The sequence below is a fragment of the Parafrankia discariae genome (genome assembly GCF_000373365.1).
Taxonomy (GTDB): domain Bacteria; phylum Actinomycetota; class Actinomycetes; order Frankiales; family Frankiaceae; genus Parafrankia; species Parafrankia discariae.
This window is the reverse complement of sequence record NZ_KB891203.1, coordinates 15,713-32,670: the sequence shown is the minus strand read 5'-3', so window position 1 is coordinate 32,670 and position 16,958 is coordinate 15,713. Positions and strand designations below refer to the sequence as shown.

The window sequence follows — 16,958 nt, the reverse complement described above, 5'->3', positions numbered from 1 at the left end:
CCGCGGAATTGTCCAAATGGTCCCCTTTGGGCCCCCGATTGTGTATGTGGATCACGGTGAGACCCGCTCGGAGCGCTCAGTGCTGGTGGGCGGGAATTCCCCCGCGGGCGGGTGGGGGCGCGGCGAGGAACGCCGCCTCCTCGTCGTTCTCATGGCTTTCCGGACCGGTACGGGTGGGCTGACCCGCTCCTCCGTCTGGCGCCGGTGTCCCGGTCGGAGCCGTCGGACCCGCCGCCCCGACCGGCGGGGAGGCCTCCGACGGGCCGGCGATGCCCGAGCCCGAGCCCGAACCCGGTGCCGCGGCACCGGCACCGGTCGAGGCTGGGACCGAGGCGGCGGGTCCGGTCGAGGGCGCCCAGCCGGCCCGGCCGTGGCCGCCGCTCGGCCCGGCCGTCACCAACCGCAGGAAGAACGACCCGAAGGCGGTCTGCGCGCCGAGGACCATCAGCGACATGGCGAGCAGGGCGGGACGCAGCTCGTTGAGCGGCCCCATCGAGTTCGCCAGCCATCGGGCGAGTATGACGCAGTCGATCGCGAAGCCGACGGTGAACAGGAGGCCCCCGGCCGCCAGACCCCGCTCCAGCGTGAAACGGCGGTGGATCGACGTCAGCGGCCAGCGGCGGCGCTCCTGCCACCCCGCGGCGTGGTTGTGGACGTCGGCGAAGACCCCGAGCAGCACCAGCTGCCAACCGAGGAGCGCGATCAGCGCGAACAGTACGGAGAAGTGCAGGTCGAGCCGGTGGAAGCCGACGTCGAGCGAACCGGGCAGGAGCGCCAGCTGGCCGGCCGTGCCCAGCCCGAACAGGACCAGGCCGGGCAGGACGAACAGGTGCCTGGGCGCCAGCAGCAGCATGAACCGCAGGTGGCGCCAACCGTCCCGCAGGGAGTGGAGCTTCGACGCCCCTACCCGCGGGTGATAGGTGATCGGCACCTCCTCGATCCGCAGCTCGGCCCGGCGCGCGGCGATGACGAGCTCGGAGGCGAGCTCCATGCCCTCGCAGCGCAGCCGCATCCGCCGGTAGGCGTCCCTGGTGAAGGCCCGCATCCCGGAATGGGCGTCGGACGAGCGGACGTCGAACAGGCGGTTCAGGATGCCGGTGAGCAGCGGGTTGCCGACGTACCGGTGCAGCCAGGGCATGGCGCCGGGCAGGATCTCCCCCGCGAAGCGGGAGCCCAGCACGTAGTCGGCGCGCCCGGCGCGCAGCGGGGCGAGCAGCGCGCCGAGGTCGGCGAAGTCGTAGGTGTCGTCGGAGTCGCCCATGACCAGGAAACGGCCGTGCGCGGCGGCGAAGCCGGCGAGGTAGGCGTTGCCGTAGCCTCGCCGGGACTCGGCGACGACCCGGGCGCCGGCCGCGGCCGCCACCGCGGCGGAGCCGTCGGTCGAGCCGTTGTCGACCACGACGACCTCGCCCGCGACCCCGGCGGCGGCCAGCCCGGCCAGCGCCTTGCGGACGCAGACGCCGACCGACTCCGCCTCGTTCAGACACGGCATGACGACGGAGACCTCGAGGCGGTCGGCGGGATCACCGCCGTCGGCGCGGTCGGTGTCGGCGGCGAGCGGGCCGACGGCGAGCGGGCCGACGGTCTCCGGCGGCGGACCGCCGGTGGTACGCGAGTCGTTCACCATGCGTGACCCCCCACAGGCCAGGAGCAGACGTGCGCCGGTCGAACCTGATGGTTCGCATCCCGGACCGGCCCGGCCGCGACGATCGACCGACGAGGCCGGGCCCCGCCTGTCGGCTCGGACCAATCCTCTGGTCCGAGCAGGTCGAACGCTCGGCGTCGGGCTGCAATCTACCCATATGCGTGAGCGCCGGGCAGCCACCCTCGCCTACGGCCACGGGGAGATACGCCCCGGCTCACCGGACGCCCACACCCGCCCCCGGCTGGCCGGGTACGGCGTGACACGCCGGTGGGCGCCCAGGCGCCCCCGTGTGACGTGCCTAACGGAGAGGCGTAATCTCTGGTGCTCGTGCACCAAGGAAGTGTTTTCAACCAGGCCCCGGCCGTGCCGGCGCCCACCAGGGAGGCGGAGCCGTCCGGCGACCCCGCCTCCGCCTCCTCCCTCACGCGGCGGAAATGCCAGCACAGTCCGCCCTGCCCGGCCGCCGACAGCGCCGACCACGACGCGGCGAGAGTCACCAGCAGGCACTGTGACCAGGGCTGGAGCCTGCTCTGCAACGGGGTGATCCTCTTCGAGGACACGGGGGAGATCCTGCCCACCGGTCGCACCGTGGAGCCGCGACGCCCGTTGCCGAGGCCCGGGTGCGTACCCCGGCCTCCCGCGCCGCGTCGTGGGGCGCTCGCCGCGCCGACACCGGTCTGACCCGCCGCGGTCCGGCGAACCGCGGTCCGACCCGCCACAGCCCGGGGAACCCCGGTTCGGGGAACGAGGGCGGCGGGGTGCTGATGCCGGTCCGGCCTGCGCGAACCACCTGAACGTGGTTCACCCGGCCGGGCGGAGACCAGGCCGCGGGCGTCCCGGTCCGCGCGCCTGCCCGCGGATGGGACGAACGGGTACGGTTCCGGCGTGACGTCCATGCGGCGGATTCCGCGGCCCGTCCACCGTTCCCGTGACAGCGCCCGTCCCCGTGACAGCGCCTGTTCCCGCGACCTGCCCGGTGGGAGCGATTCGTCCCGCGTCGGCGATCTGGCCCGGGCCGGTGAGCTGGCCCGTCTGCTCGTCCGGCATGACGTCGCGATCGGCCGGCGTTTCGTGCGCACCTTCATCACGGTCGACCGGGCGATGTTCTCCGCCATCGCCGGCGCCCGGCCGCTGGTGGACCCGCTGCTGCCCCGGCTCTCCCACGCGGCGGACCACGGCATGCTCTGGTGGGGGGTGGCGGGCGCGCTGGGCGCGACGAAGGGCCGGCGCCGGCCGGCGGCGATGCGCGGCCTGCTCGCCCTGGGCGTCGCCAGCGCCGTCGCCAACGGCCCGGCCAAGCTGCTGTTCCGCCGCGGCCGGCCGCCGACACACGGCATCCCGCCGCTGCGCCGGCTGGGCCGTGACCTGACGACCTTCTCGTTCCCGTCGGGCCACTCGGCGTCGGCCGCCGCCTTCGCCACCGGTGTCGCGCTCGACGCACCCGCGGCGGCCGTCCCGGTGGCGGCCCTCGCGTCCGCGGTCGCCTTCTCCCGGGTCTACGTCGGTGCCCACTACCCGGGTGACGTGGTGGCGGGTGCCGTGCTCGGCATCGGCGCCGGGCTGCTGACGACCAAGGTGATGCCGCGGCGTCCCTGGTCACCGGCGCGGGCCCGGCCGGCGTCCGCCTGGGCCCCGGCCCTGCCGGACGGGACGGGCCTCGGCGTGGTCGTCAACGCCCGCTCCGGCGCCGGTCACCACGCCGACCTCGTCGCCGTCCTGCGGGCCGACCTGCCCGGCGCGCAGGTCGTCGAGGTCGGCCCCGACCAGGACGTCACCGAGGCCCTGGAGCGCGTCGCCGCGCACAGCAGGGTCCTCGGCGTCGCCGGCGGCGACGGGACGGTCAACGCCGCGGCCACGGCCGCGCTCGCCCGGGGCCTTCCCCTCGCCGTGTTCCCGGCCGGCACCCTCAACCACTTCGCCGCCGACGTCGGCCTGAACAGCGCCGGCGACACGGTCAAGGCGGTTCGCGAGGGCACGGCCGTCGCGGTGGACGTCGGCCGGGTCGACGGCATCGGCGCGGGCGACTCCCGGTTCAGCCGGATCTTCGTGAACACCGCCAGCCTCGGCGGCTACCCGGACATGGTCGGCGTCCGGGAGCGCTTCGAGCGCCGGATCGGCAAGTGGCCGGCGATGATCCTCGCGCTGAGCTGGGTGCTGTGGAGCGACCCGCCGTTCGACGTGGAGATCGACGGCGTCACCCGACGGGTCTGGCTCGTCTTCGTCGGCAACGGCCGCTACCTGCCCGACGGGTTCGCCCCGACCTACCGGACCCGCCTCGACGAGAGCCTGCTCGACCTGCGGGTCGTCGACGCGACCGCCCCGCTGGCCCGGTTCCGGCTCGTCGGCGCGGTGCTGACCGGTCGTCTCGGCCGCTCCCGGGTCTACGAGCAGCGGACGGTGGAACGGGTGCGGATCGCCTCCGGCCAGCCCTCGCCGTTGCCGTTCGCCAGCGACGGCGAGGTGACCGAGGGGATCCGCCGGATCGCGATCACGACGAGCGGTGCCCGCCTCGTCGTGTACCGGCCCGAGTAGACCGTGCCCGCTGCTCCCGCTGCCCGGGGGCCCCCGGTCAGTCCCCGGGAGGGCTCTGGAGCGGGATCAGCGCGCGCAGCGGGGTGGTGAGGCGGGCGAAGACCTCCGGGTCGAGCAGGTCCTCGACCAGCAGCGCGCAGGCCAGGTCGGCGCACAGCTCCATGACGCGCTCGTCCGAGGACGAGTCCGGCGCGGTGGCGAGCCGGCGGCAGGCCGGGCACAGCCGCCAGAAGCCCTCGGCGGCGCTGCGGCGGACCAGTGTCCACACCCGCCGCCGCCCGGTCAGGACGGCGCTGTCGAAGGCTCGTTCCATCGCGATCTGGTGGGCGTCGTCGTCGCGGGTGAGCACCGTGGTGAGCAGGCCGTCGAAGACCTCGAGGCTGGCCTGGTCGTGGCAGCGGCGGGCCAGCCGCGGCAGCGTGGACAGCACCCGCTTCACGTCGGCGGCGGCCGGGCCCAGGTCCGGCTCGTGTGAGCGGACCCGCGGGTACACGGTGCGCCACGGCCGTAGCAGCGCTGTGTACTCGGAGCGGTTCAGGATCGGCTTGGCGTAGGCGCCGGCGAGCGCGTCGCGCATCGCGCGCAGCGCGGTGGCGGTGATCGCCGGGTCGAGGGTCACGTACTCCGCGCCGGCCAGGTCGTCCGCGTAGATCGCGGAGAGGGCGTCGAAGGCCGCCAGGACCTCGACGATCAGCGGGGAGTCGGGGGCGAGCGCCTTGTCCCGGGCCGAGGCCAGCTGGCCGGAGTTGCGCCACAGCGAGGCCAGCGCCACCAGCTCGCTGTCGGAGGTGTGCACGAGCTGCGCCAGGATGCCGAGGATCCCGCGGAGGTTCGGATGCTCCTCCAGCCGCTCGATGCGGCGGGCCCGGAGGATCATGCCTGCCGGCCCGGCTGGCGGGTGGCCGCCATGCTGGCGGCCGGACCGGTGGTCCTCGGGACACGCGTCACGTGCTCCTCCTCGATCTCGTGGCGACCAGGTCGCGACGGGGCCCGCCGAGTGCCGGCCGGTACTCCGGACGGCGGGGGCCACGCGCGCCGGTAGCTGCGCGGGCCGGCCACGCGACGTCGGCCACGCCCCAGCCCTCGCCGGGCCGGTGCCGTGGCGCGATGCCGTGCGCCGTGGGGGACATCCCGCGGCTGTTGGCCGACCCCTGGCCGACGCATGACAGCGTCGGCCGGCCATCGGCCGTGGATGTCACTCCCGAGACAATAGTGTCGCCGGTGACGATCCGGAACCGATTGCCGGTGACAGCTTGTCACACGGAGTGCTGGGCTGGTGGCGCCGTTGGAGTGCAGATGGTAGCCGGTGCACGCCCGGAGCTCCGTGAACACGGGGAGTTAGTGCCGTGTTCGGTTACGCAGAGTGGTGTTGGGTGTGGCGAGCGTCGTCACACCGTGTTGTGGGCGGTGCGTCCGTGGTTGGTGCCCGCGGGGCCCCCGAGCGTCTCGGGAGCCCCGCAGGACCAGGTCCGGCGGTCCGCCAGGACCGTTCCCGGCCGCCACCAGGGGCCGGGCCGGCCGCCGGCGGCGGGGTGGGTCAGCCGGAGACCGGCTGGTCGTCCCGCTCCTCGGCACCGGTGCCGAGAGCGGCCTCGCCGACGCCGTCCTTGCGCAGCCCGTACCGGCGGATGGCGTCGTCCACGGTGGCCTGCTCGACATCACCCGTTCGGGCCAGTGCCTCCAGGGTCGCCACGACCACCGACTCGGCGTCGACGTTGAAGTGGCGCCGCAGGGCGGCCCGGGTGTCGGAACGGCCGAAGCCGTCGGTGCCCAGCGAGGTGTACTGCTGCGGCACCCACCGTGAGATCTGGTCGGGGACGGCGCGCATCCAGTCCGAGACCGCGACGACCGGGCCCGGCGCGCCGTCCAGGATCTGGCTGACGTAGGGCACGGCCGGCGGCTGCTCCGGGTTGAGCAGGTTGCGCCGCTCGCAGACGAGCGCCTCCCGGCGCAGCTCGTTCCACGAGGTCACCGACCACACGTCGGCGGCGATGCCGTAGTCGGCCGCCAGCATCTCCTGGGCGGCCAGCGCCCAGCGCATGCCCGTGCCGCTGGCCAGCAGCTGCGCCTGCGCCGTGGTGGAGCCTCCGGCTGCCCCACCCTCGACCGGCCCGGCGGACGCCCCCTCGCCGCCGGTGAGCGCGTCGGCGGTGCGGAACCGGTACATGCCGGCGATGATCTGGGCCGGGTCGACCCCGGCCGGCTCGGCCGGCTGCGGGACCGGCTCGTTGTAGACGGTCAGGTAGTAGAAGACGTTCTCGTTCCGCTCGCCGTACATCCGGTCGAGCGCGTCGCGGACGATGTGGGAGATCTCGAACGCGAACGCCGGGTCGTACGACACGCACGCCGGGTTCGTGGACGCCAGCAGCAGCGAGTGGCCGTCCTGGTGCTGCAGGCCCTCGCCGTTCAGGGTCGTGCGCCCCGCGGTGGCGCCGAGCAGGAAGGCCCGGCCGAGCTGGTCACCGAGCGCCCACATCTGGTCGCCGGTCCGCTGGAAGCCGAACATCGAGTAGAAGACGTACACCGGGATCATGTGCTGGCCGTGGGTGGAGTACGCCGTGGCGGCGGCGATCACCGAACCCATCGAGCCGGCCTCGCTGATGCCCTCGTGCAGCATCTGGCCGGACTCGGACTCCCGGTAGGAGAGCAGCAGCTCCCGGTCGACGGCCTCGTAGCGCTGCCCGTGCGGCGAGTAGATCTTCGCCGTCGGGAACATCGCGTCCATCCCGAACGTGCGCGCCTCGTCCGGGATGACGGGCACGAACCGGGCACCCATCTCCTTGGTCTTCATCAGGTCCTTGAGTAGCCGGACGAAGGCCATCGTCGTCGCCACCGGCTGCTTGCCGGAGCCCTTCCGCAGGTCGTCGAAGATGGACTTCGGCGGCTGGGTGAGGGTGCGGGCCCGCACCACGCGGCGCGGGATCGACCCGCCGAGCCCCGCCCGGCGCTCCCGCATGTACTGGATCTCCTCGGAGTCCGGGCCCGGGCGGTAGTACGGCGGGAGGTTGCCGTCCAGGGCCGAGTCGGGGATCTCCAGGTAGAGCCGGTCGCGCAGCTCCTTGAGCTCGGTCTTGGTGAGCTTCTTCATCTGGTGCGTGGCGTTGCGGCCCTCGAAGTCCTTGCCCAGCGTCCAGCCCTTGATGGTGTGGGCGAGGATCACGGTCGGCTGGCCGGTGTGCTCCGTGGCCGCCTTGTAGGCCGCGTACAGCTTGCGGTAGTCGTGCCCGCCGCGGGAGAGCTTGCTCAGGTCCTCGTCGGCCAGGTCGGCGACCATCCGGCGCAGCCGGGCGTCGGCGCCGAAGAAGTGCTCCCGGATGTAGTCGCCCGACGAGGTCGAGTAGGTCTGGAACTGGCCGTCGGGCGTGGTGTTCATCCGGTGCACGAGGACGCCGTCGGTGTCCTTGGCCAGCAGCGGGTCCCAGTCGCGGCCCCAGACGACCTTGATGACGTTCCAGCCGGCGCCGCGGAACAGCGACTCCAGCTCCTGCATGATCTTGCCGTTGCCGCGGACCGGACCGTCGAGGCGCTGCAGGTTGCAGTTCACCACGAAGATGAGGTTGTCCAGCTCCTCGCGGGCGGCGACCCCGAGCGCGCCGATCGACTCCGGCTCGTCCATCTCGCCGTCGCCGAGGAAGGCCCACACCTTGCTGCGCGAGGTGTCCTTGATCTGGCGGTTGAGCAGGTAGCGGTTGAACCGGGCCTGGTAGATGGCGTCGATCGGGCCGAGGCCCATCGACACCGTCGGGAACTCCCAGAAGTCCGGCATCAGCCGCGGGTGCGGGTAGGAGGACAGGCCGCCCGGCTCACCCTCCCGGCGGAACGCGTCCAGCTGCGCCTCGGTGAGACGGCCCTCGAGGAACGCGCGGGCGTAGATGCCGGGGGAGGCGTGCCCCTGGATGAAGATCTGGTCCCCGGAATCGCTGCCGGGGGAGGACGTCAGATGGTCCTTGCCCCGGAAGAAATGATTGAAGCCGACCTCGTACAGGCTGGCACTTGAGGCATATGTGGCGATATGGCCACCGACATTGTATTCGGGACGGTTCGCACGGCTGACCATGATGGCGGCGTTCCACCGGATATAAGCCCGGATCCGCCGTTCGACGTGCTCGTCCCCCGGGAACCAGGGTTCCTGCTCGGGGGGGATCGTGTTGATGAAGTCGGTGCTGGTCAGGCCCGGTACCCCGACGGCCTTCTCACGCGCTCGCTCGAGGAGTTTGAGCATGAGGAACCGTGCCCGGCCTCGCCCGGACTCCTCGATCACCGCGTCGAGCGACTCGAGCCATTCGCTGGTTTCGGACGGATCGATGTCCGGCAACTGGCTCGGGAGCCCGTCGGTGATGACCGAGAACTTCCGCGTTGTGTCCTGCGCCACGCCTACTCCTGCTCTCCGTTAGCTCCTGTGCCGATGCCCTCTCACTATCGTGCTCCGTCTCGACACGCCCGTCACGCACGCCCTGCCTACTGTGCGGTAGAGAAACTGGATCGGCACAGGCAGTTGTTGGTGGTCTGGCACCGAGGCGGTGGCGCGCCGGTGAACACGCCGCGACGGCCGTCTGACCAGCACCTGGACACGGCCCACCTGCGCGGGCCGCCGGCCGGGCGCCGGGGTGGCGCGGGCCGGTCGCACCGACAGGTGCGGGATGGTTGTGGATACGTGCGCCCGAGTTGTGGACGCCCGCCGGGGGAGGCCGAGGGAGGACGCCACCGTGGAGACGAAGACGATGACGGTGCGGACGGGGCGCGACGAACGGGTCGTCGACCTCACCGAGCCGGCGGCCGAGTTCGTCGCCGGCCACGGTGACGGACTGCTGTCCGTCTTCGTCCCGCACGCGACGGCAGGCGTGGCCATCCTCGAGCTGGGCGCCGGCAGCGACGACGACCTCCTCGCCGCCCTGGCCGACCTGCTGCCCGCCGACGACCGCTGGAGACACGCCCACGGCTCCCGTGGGCACGGCCGCTCACACGTGATGCCGGCCATCATCCCGCCATCCCTGACCGTTCCCGTCCTGGACGGGCGGCTCGCGCTCGGCACCTGGCAGTCGGTGGCCCTCGTCGACCTCAATGTGGACAACCTCGAGCGGACCGTCCGGTTCTCCTTCCTGCGCGGCTGACCGGGGTTCCCGCGCGGCCGACCGGGCCGGTCGGCTCCGTCGACCGGCCCGGTCGGCTCCGCCCGGCGGGCAAAGTCCGGCCAGTGCGCCCACCCCGGCGCCGGACCTGGGATCATCAGAACGGTCAGGAGACGTCCGACATCACATACCCGCAGGTTGGATCGATGGTGGGATCGTGTCGGTGGGTTTCGTGGGACGGGTTGACGAGGCGGCCCCGGGGTAGCGAGATTGTGTCAGCGGAGATCGTTGTGGAACGGCCGGCATCCCCCTGCTTGTCCACAACCCCCGGCGTGGCACTTGCGCACCCACCGGGTGGTCCGGTGGACTAGGCCCACGGCGGGTCGCGTGAGCGGATCGTCGCCGAACCGGTCCGCCCACGACCGGGGCGCCCCGCGACCGCGGAGCGTCGTGTAGACGAGCAGGAGGTAGCGGAGGGTGAGTCCGACCGCGGCGAACGCCGAGGGTCAGCGCCGTGCGGAACGTCTGGGAGTCGTGGCCGGGACCTTGGTCCAGTCACTCAACGAGGACGATGACATCGCCCAGGACCTCCTGGACGCCGTCACGACCTCGAGTGGCACCGACCTTGTCCCGGAGGACTCCGACGACGTCGTAGACGTCGTGCTCCTCTGGTGGCGCGAGGATGACGGTGATCTTGCCAACGCCCTCATCGACGCGCGCAGGCAGCTGTCCGAGGACGGCGTGATCTGGCTGCTGACCCCGAAGGCTGGCCGTGACGGCCACGTCGAGCCCAGCGACGTCCTGGACGCCGTGCCGACCGCCGGTCTGGTGCAGACCAGCACGGTCAGCGTCGCGGCCGAATGGGCCGGGATGCGGCTGGCCGCCCCGAAGTCCCAGCGGGTCCGTCACCGCTGAGGCCCCGGGCGCCCGCGAGCGTCCGAGGCCTCAGCGGCGGCGGTCTTCGCGATCGGGGCCGTGACCGATCGGCGCGACACGATCGCCGACGGTTCCTCAGCCGTGCCCGCGGCCAGGTCTGTGACTCGGCCCGTGGCGCGGCCCGCGGACGGGTGATCCGCGTACCCGTCCGGCAGGCGGCCCGCGGCTGACAGTCCGCGACCGGCGCCGGCCGGCCGGCGCACCCAGGTGACCAGCGGCACGGCACCAGGTGACCAGCGTCACGGCACCGCGGGCCGTCACGGCCCGCGGTGCTGATTCCGATCCCCGCCCCGCTGTCCCCGCCTCGCGGCTCGGCTCAGCGGTTCCTCGGCGGTTCCTCAGCGGCTGAGTGGTACCTGCTGACCTTCCACCGCCCCGGGGTAGCGGCTCCAGATCTTGTTGATCTCGTACTGGAGATAGAGCGGCCCACCGCCGATCAGCCAGAGCAGGAACGCGATCCCCGGGCTGAGCTCCGGCAGGCCCGCGGCACGCTGCGCCTGCGCCGTCCGGGCCCCCAGCCGCCACGCCGCCACGAACGGCGGGACGATCAGCACCCAGCCGAGCAGGAAGGCCAGCAGCGACAACGTCGGATTGACCTTGATCCGCGAGTTGTAGGCGGCCAGCTCCTTGTTGGTCTTGTACACCCACACGAAGCCGTAGATCCCGAGGGTGATCAGGGGAAGACCGAGCCACACCCCGAACGGATTACGCCGCTTCCCGAGGATGCCGGCCCCGACCGGCGGCACACCGGCCGGCGGCGGCCCGTACCCGGGCGGGACGGGATAGGTCTGCCCGGCCCCGGGATGAGGCGGGTAGGGACTCGCGCCCTCCTGGGGGAACGGCGGGTAGCCGCCCGGACCATCCGGGTACGGGCCGGGAGCGCCCGCTGGCTCGGCCGCGCCGGCGAACCCGCGCGGGCCTGCGTGCGGCGCTCCAGGAGGGCCGTCCGGGAACGATCCGAAGGCACCGCCGGGCCCGGACGACGATCCGCCGGGGCCCCCGTGGCCGCCAGGTCCCCAGCCAGGTGGGCCGGACGGCGGCATGTGATCGGTCAAGGTGGTCACGACCTCCCTGCTGTCGGCATCCGCGGGACGCCCGACGCGCCGCTGTGCGGCCCCGTCCGCGGCATTGCCGCGAGCCGGGGCGCCGGCCGGAGAAGCACACTCCGCCCGGTCACCTTCTGTCCTTGTCCGGCACGACTTGCTCGCCGCGGTCGTTGACCGGTCAGACTAGGGCACCAGAGTCCCAGAAACCTGCTCCCGCGCCTTCCTGTGGCTTCGCTGACCGGAAAAGTGCCATCCGCGGCCGGCCAGGCACGTTGTGAGACTGTTTCCGGTTTCTCATCTTCGAGTGCCGCCGTGGGCGTGGGTGGTTGTCTGCGCCGTCTCGGCGCATCGGCACCACGTCGACACCACATCGCCGCCGCCGTGCGCGGTCCTGGCCTACCCGCCGGATCCGGCACACCGGCCGCAGCCGGAGCGCAAGGCCGCGCTCGGCGGTGGCATGCTGGCGGAGAGGACCGACAGGTCGCGAAGACCGAGAGGTCGAACAGCACCGCAGGACGCGAAAACCAACCGCAATCGAGAGGAAGAGCTCGTGACCGTCGACGTCGGAGCCGTCGCCCCCGACTTCTCGTTGAAGGACCAGAACAACGAGGTCGTCACCCTGTCCGACTTCCGGGGCCGCCGCAACGTGGTGCTCCTGTTCTACCCGCTGACCTTCACCGGCGTCTGCCAGGGCGAGCTGTGCTCAGTCCGGGACGACCTGGCCTCCTTCCAGAACGACGACGTGCAGGTGCTGGCCATCTCCGTCGACTCCGCCTTCGCGCACAAGGTCTGGGCCGACCAGCAGGGCTACGAGTTCCCGCTGCTGGCCGACTTCTGGCCGCACGGCGAGGTGGCGAAGGCCTACGGGATCTTCAACGAGGAGAAGGGCATCTCCCTGCGCGGAACCTTCATCATCGACAAGGAGGGCAAGGTGCGCTGGAAGGTCGTCAACAACATCCCGGACGCACGCGACCAGGCCGAGTACCTCAAGGCCCTCGCCTCGCTGTAGTCCCGGCGAGCGGCGGGCCGGGTCGCTCCGCCCCGTCGGACCCCCGCGAGGTGTTCCCGAGCCAGGGAACACCTCGCGCGTGTCCGGGCGTGGCACGGCACGGGCGACGTGCGCCGCCGGTCCTCGAGGACGGTGAACCTCATGCCGTGTTACCGCTGCAGTGCACGACAGACCGACCCGGTCCGGGGCGCCAGCCCCTGGCAACGCGCGGTCGTCGGCGGCGAACAGGTCCTGGTCTGCCCGACCTGCCGCCCCTCCCCGGAGTGGGAGAAGATCCTCGACCGCTGCGACCGCTGCGCCTCCACCCACCTGGCGAAGGCCCTCGGCACGGTGTTCTGCCGGGCCTGCGGCGAGCGGAAGTCCCCCGATCGGCAGCCCGCCGGCCGCGCGCCCGCCCCTGAACCACCTCCGTCGGCCCACGAACCGGTCCCATCCACGCCCACGCCGCCGCGGACCGCCCCCACCGCAGCCGAGACCGCCCCCGGCGCAGTCGAGACCACAGCCGGTGCGGCGCCGCGCCGACCGGCCGCCGGCTCCGCCAGGAGCACAACGGCCACCACAGACACCCCAGAAGCCTCCCTGGGACGTCCTGACGGGGAGCCGGTGGAGCTGGCCGCGGAGGGGCCTGAGCGTGCCCTCAGCGGAGACCTGGCCGCCGACGTGGACGCCGCCCTCGCCCGCATGTTCGGGCGGCCACGCCCGGTTTCCTGACCCACGATCCGGGATCATCCGCTAACGTTGCGACCGGACACGGTCACCTCCGCCGATCCGGCGGTCGGCCGTGCCCCGGACGAACGATGCCTGTGCGTAGGCTGGCATCCATCCCGGGCGCGTAGCTCAGCGGGAGAGCGCTCGCCTTACAAGCGAGTGGTCGCAGGTTCGATCCCTGCCGCGCCCACCCACCCGGTCCCACACGGCGGCTGAACAGCCACGGACCCTATTAATCTCGATCATGTCCCGTCAAGGGGCTCCGGGCTCTGCGCTCCCACAGCGATTAATTCTGCAAGATCACGATGTTGCCAGGGTGCCGGGCTCTTCCTATGCTCCCGCCCCGTGTCCTCGACGATCACCCCTACGCTCCGTCCGCCGGGCGGACCCCTGTCCCACGGCCCGACCGTCGCAGATCCGATGTGGAACCTGCTCCTGATCAATTGGGACTTGTCTCTCGAGTCCGCCGACCGCAAGCCGAACACGCGCCGGATCTACCTGCACGCCGGCCGGCTGTTCGTCGCCTGGCTCCTGGCCCTCGAGGAGACCCCGGCCGAAGGCGCCGTCGACCACGCCGGGCGGCCCGCGCTCCCGCGCCCGGCCGGGCCCGAGGAGATCACCCGTCAGCACGTCGAGGCGTTCCTGGTCGCGTTCCGGGCCACCCCGACCCCGCGCTGCCCGAACGGTCCCGGCCAGGCGTACGCGAATCAGGTCTTCCGGGCGCTGCAGCAGTGGATGGCCTACCTCCTCGACGAGGAGGACATCGACCGCAGCCCGATGGAGCGCATCAAGGCGCCGAAGGTCGACCAGCGGATCCCGGCCGAGCTCACCGACGACCACGTCCGCGCGCTGCTCGCCTCGTGCGTGGCGGTGAAGACCGGCAATCCGAAGTTCGACGAGCGCGCCCGGTTCGTCGCCATCCGGGATCAGGCGATGATCAGAACGTTCCTCGACCTCGGCGCCCGGCGCGCGGAGGTCGCCGGCATGACGGTTGCCGACGTCGATCTCCACCTGCGCACGATCAAGGTCACCGGTAAGGGCGGCAAACAGCGGATCCCCGGCATCGGGCGCACCACTGCCCTGAGCCTGGGCCGCTACCAGCGCCTACGCGCCGGCAAGCCGTACGCGGACCAGACCGGCGCGATCTGGCTCAACGAGACCGGCACGGCGCCGCTCACCCACTCCGGCCTCGGGCAGCTCATCGAACGCCGCGGCCTGCTCATCGGCCGCCCAGGCACCCACTGGCACGAGTTCCGCCGCAAGCTCGCCGACGACTGGCTCGACAACGGCGGTGACCGCGGCGCCCTCATGATCCACGCTGGCTGGACGTCCCACGAGATGGTCGAGCGCTACGGCGCGGCCGGCCAGCGCCGCCGCGCCCGTAACGCCCACGCTCGGTTGGGGCTGGCCGACAGATTTTGACGGTGGCCGGCGATAGCCTGGGCAATCCTCGACGACTACCAAGGGGGCGTCATGCCGACTGCGGCGCGCGACGTGGCAGCCATCCTCCGCAGCCGGCTTCCTGGGCTGGGGACGAAGAAGCTGCACAAGATGCTCTACTACTGCCAGGGTCACCACCTCGCGACCTTCGGTGAACCGCTGTTCGGCGAGACGATTTCGGCCTGGGACATGGGACCCGTAGTCGGCCAGCTCTGGTACGAGGAGCGGAACGGGCCGGCCGGAGCACCCGGCGGCGCCGAGCTGGACGAGGCGGAGCTGAACACGATCGGCTACGTCCTGAGCCGCTACGGCACACTGACAGGTACCGACCTGGAGGTACTCAGCCACGGGGAGCCCCCTTGGGCCGAGGCCAACCGCGGGCGCCTACCCAGGACTTCGGCGCCCATCTCGCTGGACGTCATGCGCGAGTACTTCGCCACCGGCGGCGCGCCCGGCGACGCCGAGGACGATGAGCCCGCCCTGGACTCCGCCGATGTGTCCCGCTGGCTCGCCGGCGCCGCCGACCGCCGCGGGCCGGACATCCCAGACGACCTCGACGCGCTGCGTGCGAGGCTCAGTGCCTGACACTCCCGAGCCGTGGCGGCTGGTGAACTTCCTCGACCGACTCGACCTGTGGATCGGGCTGGAATCGCCGCCTGAAGAGATTCGCCGGCTCGTAACCACCTGGATCTTCACCCGCACGGATGACCCCTATCAAGGCGCCCGCCGCGAACCCGGGTTCGCGAACCTCTGGTTCTCCTCCATCCCACGCTCCGAACACAAGGACTGGAGCGCGGTCTGCTGCTCCTTCTGGATCGACGAACGCGACCACGTGGTGCGCTGCGACAGCTTCGCCACGCTGAACAGACCCGTCTGACCTCCACCGTCGAAGCCCCCGCCGCGGAGATGCGGCGGAGCCTCGACGCGTATGCGAGGGCGTGCAGCTGGATTCGTCCCACCGATAGCTCGGCATTCCCCGCCATCCGGAGCGGGTCGGTTCCTCTATGCACTCGACGGGTGATGCTCCGGCAGCCTCTGGCACACTGCCGCGATGAATATCGAGAACGGGCCGGCCCCGCGCGAACCCATGGTGATCAGCGTGACGGCCGACGATGACGTCCGCGAGCTGGCCGCCTGCGAAGATGATGCCGCCCGTTTGGCCGTCAGTGCCCAGCGCAAGGCAGACCGGGTCGCGGGCGAGTCGGCGGGCGCCAGGTGGGCTCGCAGTATTCCCCTGGCCGAGCTTGAGTCCGCGCTCCTCATGTCGGTCCGAGACTGGGCCCGCGAGGGCTACCACCCGCCCAAGATGCCCCAGCTCGCCGAGGCATCGCGCGCCGCCGGGTACACCCGCGACACTCCGTCCTACCGCTCCGGCTTCTACAACGGCGCAGATGCCGTCCACAAGCAGCGGATCCAGGAAGCCAGTCCGCTGACGTGACCACCGCCCCGGGCAGTGGATTCGGAACCACGTCACCCAGGGCCGGGCGGCCGGCCCGGCCGCGGCCGGCGGCGCGGCGCGTATGGGCAGCCGACTATCCGGCCGGAGACGGGCGCGAGCACGGCTCGGAGCGCCCGTAGGTCGGCGTCGGCGAGGGCCGCTCGCCGGACGAGCAGGACGAGACCCCCCTCGCGCTCCTCGACGCTCGTGGCGTCCTCCGTTGTCTCGACCAGCACCCTTGGCCCCCCTACTCGGTCCCGGATCGCAATTGATCATCTTGTCAATACGAAAACTAACTCTCCGGGCAGGCTAGGAAGACGCACGGTGGTGGGTTCTGTCGGGTTGTTGTGCGAAGAATGACTATGCGTATTCAAATGAGTTGCCCTGTTCGTTCTCTGTGCGTGCTCGCCGTCACATGTGACGGCGGGAGTGCACATGTAGGTGACTGGTACTCACGTACTAGCCACCGCCTCCCGAACGCGGTGAACTGATCTAGCTGGACGGACGATGACACGGGGGTGTCGCTGGTGAACGGCAGTCGACGACCACAACGCCACATGCGGCTACGGATCCGCGCGGGCACCTGCAACGGGGGTGCCCACCGCCCACCCACGCCAGCGTTGTTCACCGTGGTTCGGATGGCCGACGGCGTACCCGTCTCGGCGAACCACTGGTTCGGCACCCGGCGAGCCGCGCAGGCCTGGACCGAGCGCCAGGACGAGCCCAACGCCTGGTTCGTCGTTCCGTTCCTGGCCGCATGACGCGCGCCGGGCCCGCGGCGCCACCACACGCCTCGGGTTCGGCGCGGACCACCCCACCGACGAGGGAGACAAACCCGTGGACGGTCATAGCCCACCGACGCAGGGAACCGCGACACCTGACCCGCCGAGCGGCCCGGACCACTGGAGCGACCCTGGCGCCGGGTCGGGGGTCTCGGGTCCGGTCGAGTGGCTGCAGGCCACGACGCCGGCCGCCGACGTCCTCGCCGTCGGCGCGGTCCGCCAGGCCGTGATCCTGCGCTGCGGCCGTGGGCCCGACCTCATCGTGCCCGCGCAGGCCTGGGCGCGGTTCGTGGCCGAGATCCGCCAGGGCCTGTACGACAACCTCTTCGACCACTAGCCGAGATCGTTAGGAG

General features: G+C 72.0%; 17 protein-coding genes and 1 tRNA gene. 13 read left to right on the top strand and 5 right to left on the bottom strand.

The genetic code is table 11. The features are described from left to right. Nucleotides 1-76: 76 nt before the first annotated feature. Complete coding sequence (locus B056_RS0111065) at nucleotides 77-1,627, bottom strand: glycosyltransferase family 2 protein (RefSeq protein WP_018501925.1); 1,551 nt, start codon at nucleotides 1,625-1,627, stop codon at nucleotides 77-79. A 345-nt stretch (nucleotides 1,628-1,972) separates the two neighbouring features. On the opposite strand from B056_RS0111065, the gene B056_RS44330 reads away from it, so the two are divergent. Both B056_RS44330 and B056_RS0111060 read left to right on the top strand, forming a co-directional pair. Beyond that, nucleotides 1,973-2,326, top strand: coding sequence for a DUF5999 family protein (locus tag B056_RS44330; protein ID WP_407672347.1), 354 nt, complete (start codon nucleotides 1,973-1,975; stop codon nucleotides 2,324-2,326). Between the two features lie 213 nt (nucleotides 2,327-2,539). Then, nucleotides 2,540-4,177 (top strand): bifunctional phosphatase PAP2/diacylglycerol kinase family protein, encoded by a 1,638-nt coding sequence (locus tag B056_RS0111060; protein WP_018501924.1) that lies wholly within the window; start codon nucleotides 2,540-2,542, stop codon nucleotides 4,175-4,177. Nucleotides 4,178-4,214: 37 nt separating this feature from the next. Here the strand turns inward: B056_RS0111060 and B056_RS0111055 are convergent, their stop codons facing one another. Both B056_RS0111055 and aceE read right to left on the bottom strand, forming a co-directional pair. Beyond that, nucleotides 4,215-5,054 carry a hypothetical protein gene (locus B056_RS0111055; protein ID WP_018501923.1) on the bottom strand — a complete coding sequence of 280 codons (840 nt, stop codon included), beginning with the start codon at nucleotides 5,052-5,054 and terminating at the stop codon, nucleotides 4,215-4,217. 660 nt (nucleotides 5,055-5,714) lie between these two features. Next, nucleotides 5,715-8,549 (bottom strand): pyruvate dehydrogenase (acetyl-transferring), homodimeric type, encoded by a 2,835-nt coding sequence (aceE, locus tag B056_RS0111050; protein ID WP_018501922.1) that lies wholly within the window; start codon nucleotides 8,547-8,549, stop codon nucleotides 5,715-5,717. A 349-nt stretch (nucleotides 8,550-8,898) separates the two neighbouring features. On the opposite strand from aceE, the gene B056_RS0111045 reads away from it, so the two are divergent. Both B056_RS0111045 and B056_RS0111040 read left to right on the top strand, forming a co-directional pair. Then, nucleotides 8,899-9,288 carry a secondary thiamine-phosphate synthase enzyme YjbQ gene (locus B056_RS0111045; RefSeq protein WP_026239561.1) on the top strand — a complete coding sequence of 130 codons (390 nt, stop codon included), beginning with the start codon at nucleotides 8,899-8,901 and terminating at the stop codon, nucleotides 9,286-9,288. A gap of 435 nt (nucleotides 9,289-9,723) precedes the next feature. Next, a complete protein-coding gene (locus B056_RS0111040; RefSeq protein ID WP_018501920.1) occupies nucleotides 9,724-10,161 on the top strand; it encodes a DUF3052 domain-containing protein in 438 nt (145 codons plus the stop codon). A gap of 359 nt (nucleotides 10,162-10,520) precedes the next feature. Here the strand turns inward: B056_RS0111040 and B056_RS42680 are convergent, their stop codons facing one another. Continuing rightward, nucleotides 10,521-11,246 (bottom strand): DUF4234 domain-containing protein, encoded by a 726-nt coding sequence (locus B056_RS42680; RefSeq protein WP_230202945.1) that lies wholly within the window; start codon nucleotides 11,244-11,246, stop codon nucleotides 10,521-10,523. Nucleotides 11,247-11,778: 532 nt separating this feature from the next. Here B056_RS42680 and B056_RS0111025 point away from each other — a divergent pair. From B056_RS0111025 to B056_RS0110995, 7 genes are all read left to right on the top strand, one after another. After that, nucleotides 11,779-12,237 carry a peroxiredoxin gene (locus B056_RS0111025; RefSeq protein WP_018501917.1) on the top strand — a complete coding sequence of 153 codons (459 nt, stop codon included), beginning with the start codon at nucleotides 11,779-11,781 and terminating at the stop codon, nucleotides 12,235-12,237. 141 nt (nucleotides 12,238-12,378) lie between these two features. Further along, nucleotides 12,379-12,948, top strand: coding sequence for a hypothetical protein (locus B056_RS0111020; RefSeq protein ID WP_035751274.1), 570 nt, complete (start codon nucleotides 12,379-12,381; stop codon nucleotides 12,946-12,948). 115 nt (nucleotides 12,949-13,063) lie between these two features. Further along, nucleotides 13,064-13,135, top strand: a tRNA-Val gene (locus B056_RS0111015). Between the two features lie 260 nt (nucleotides 13,136-13,395). After that, complete coding sequence (locus B056_RS0111010; protein ID WP_230202944.1) at nucleotides 13,396-14,367, top strand: tyrosine-type recombinase/integrase; 972 nt, start codon at nucleotides 13,396-13,398, stop codon at nucleotides 14,365-14,367. A 51-nt stretch (nucleotides 14,368-14,418) separates the two neighbouring features. After that, nucleotides 14,419-14,970: a Panacea domain-containing protein gene (locus B056_RS0111005; protein ID WP_018501914.1), complete on the top strand. Its 552-nt coding sequence runs from the start codon at nucleotides 14,419-14,421 to the stop codon at nucleotides 14,968-14,970. A gap of 22 nt (nucleotides 14,971-14,992) precedes the next feature. Beyond that, nucleotides 14,993-15,262 carry a hypothetical protein gene (locus B056_RS0111000; protein ID WP_230202943.1) on the top strand — a complete coding sequence of 90 codons (270 nt, stop codon included), beginning with the start codon at nucleotides 14,993-14,995 and terminating at the stop codon, nucleotides 15,260-15,262. Between the two features lie 174 nt (nucleotides 15,263-15,436). Beyond that, on the top strand, nucleotides 15,437-15,823 hold the full coding sequence (locus tag B056_RS0110995; protein ID WP_230202942.1) for a hypothetical protein: 387 nt from the start codon (nucleotides 15,437-15,439) through the stop codon (nucleotides 15,821-15,823). 32 nt (nucleotides 15,824-15,855) lie between these two features. Here B056_RS0110995 and B056_RS0110990 read toward each other — a convergent pair whose 3' ends face one another. Then, nucleotides 15,856-16,059 (bottom strand): hypothetical protein, encoded by a 204-nt coding sequence (locus B056_RS0110990; protein ID WP_018501911.1) that lies wholly within the window; start codon nucleotides 16,057-16,059, stop codon nucleotides 15,856-15,858. A gap of 402 nt (nucleotides 16,060-16,461) precedes the next feature. Between B056_RS0110990 and B056_RS45355 the strand changes: the two genes are divergently transcribed. Continuing rightward, on the top strand, nucleotides 16,462-16,584 hold the full coding sequence (locus B056_RS45355; RefSeq protein ID WP_018501910.1) for a hypothetical protein: 123 nt from the start codon (nucleotides 16,462-16,464) through the stop codon (nucleotides 16,582-16,584). Nucleotides 16,585-16,660: 76 nt separating this feature from the next. Beyond that, the gene (locus B056_RS0110980) at nucleotides 16,661-16,942 is read left to right on the top strand and encodes a hypothetical protein (protein WP_018501909.1); all 282 of its coding nucleotides are present in this window, start codon (nucleotides 16,661-16,663) and stop codon (nucleotides 16,940-16,942) included. Nucleotides 16,943-16,958: the final 16 nt, after the last annotated feature.

What these genes read in the sequence shown, in the direction of transcription:
- B056_RS0111065 (WP_018501925.1), bottom strand. Translation starts at nt 1,627, where the DNA reads ATGGTGAACGACTCGCGTACCACCGGCGGTCCGCCGCCGGAGACCGTC.
- B056_RS0111060 (WP_018501924.1), top strand. Translation starts at nt 2,540, where the DNA reads ATGCGGCGGATTCCGCGGCCCGTCCACCGTTCCCGTGACAGCGCCCGT.
- B056_RS0111055 (WP_018501923.1), bottom strand. Translation starts at nt 5,054, where the DNA reads ATGATCCTCCGGGCCCGCCGCATCGAGCGGCTGGAGGAGCATCCGAAC.
- B056_RS0111045 (WP_026239561.1), top strand. Translation starts at nt 8,899, where the DNA reads ATGACGGTGCGGACGGGGCGCGACGAACGGGTCGTCGACCTCACCGAG.
- B056_RS0111020 (WP_035751274.1), top strand. Translation starts at nt 12,379, where the DNA reads ATGCCGTGTTACCGCTGCAGTGCACGACAGACCGACCCGGTCCGGGGC.
- B056_RS0111005 (WP_018501914.1), top strand. Translation starts at nt 14,419, where the DNA reads ATGCCGACTGCGGCGCGCGACGTGGCAGCCATCCTCCGCAGCCGGCTT.
- B056_RS0110995 (WP_230202942.1), top strand. Translation starts at nt 15,437, where the DNA reads ATGAATATCGAGAACGGGCCGGCCCCGCGCGAACCCATGGTGATCAGC.
- B056_RS45355 (WP_018501910.1), top strand. Translation starts at nt 16,462, where the DNA reads ATGGCCGACGGCGTACCCGTCTCGGCGAACCACTGGTTCGGCACCCGG.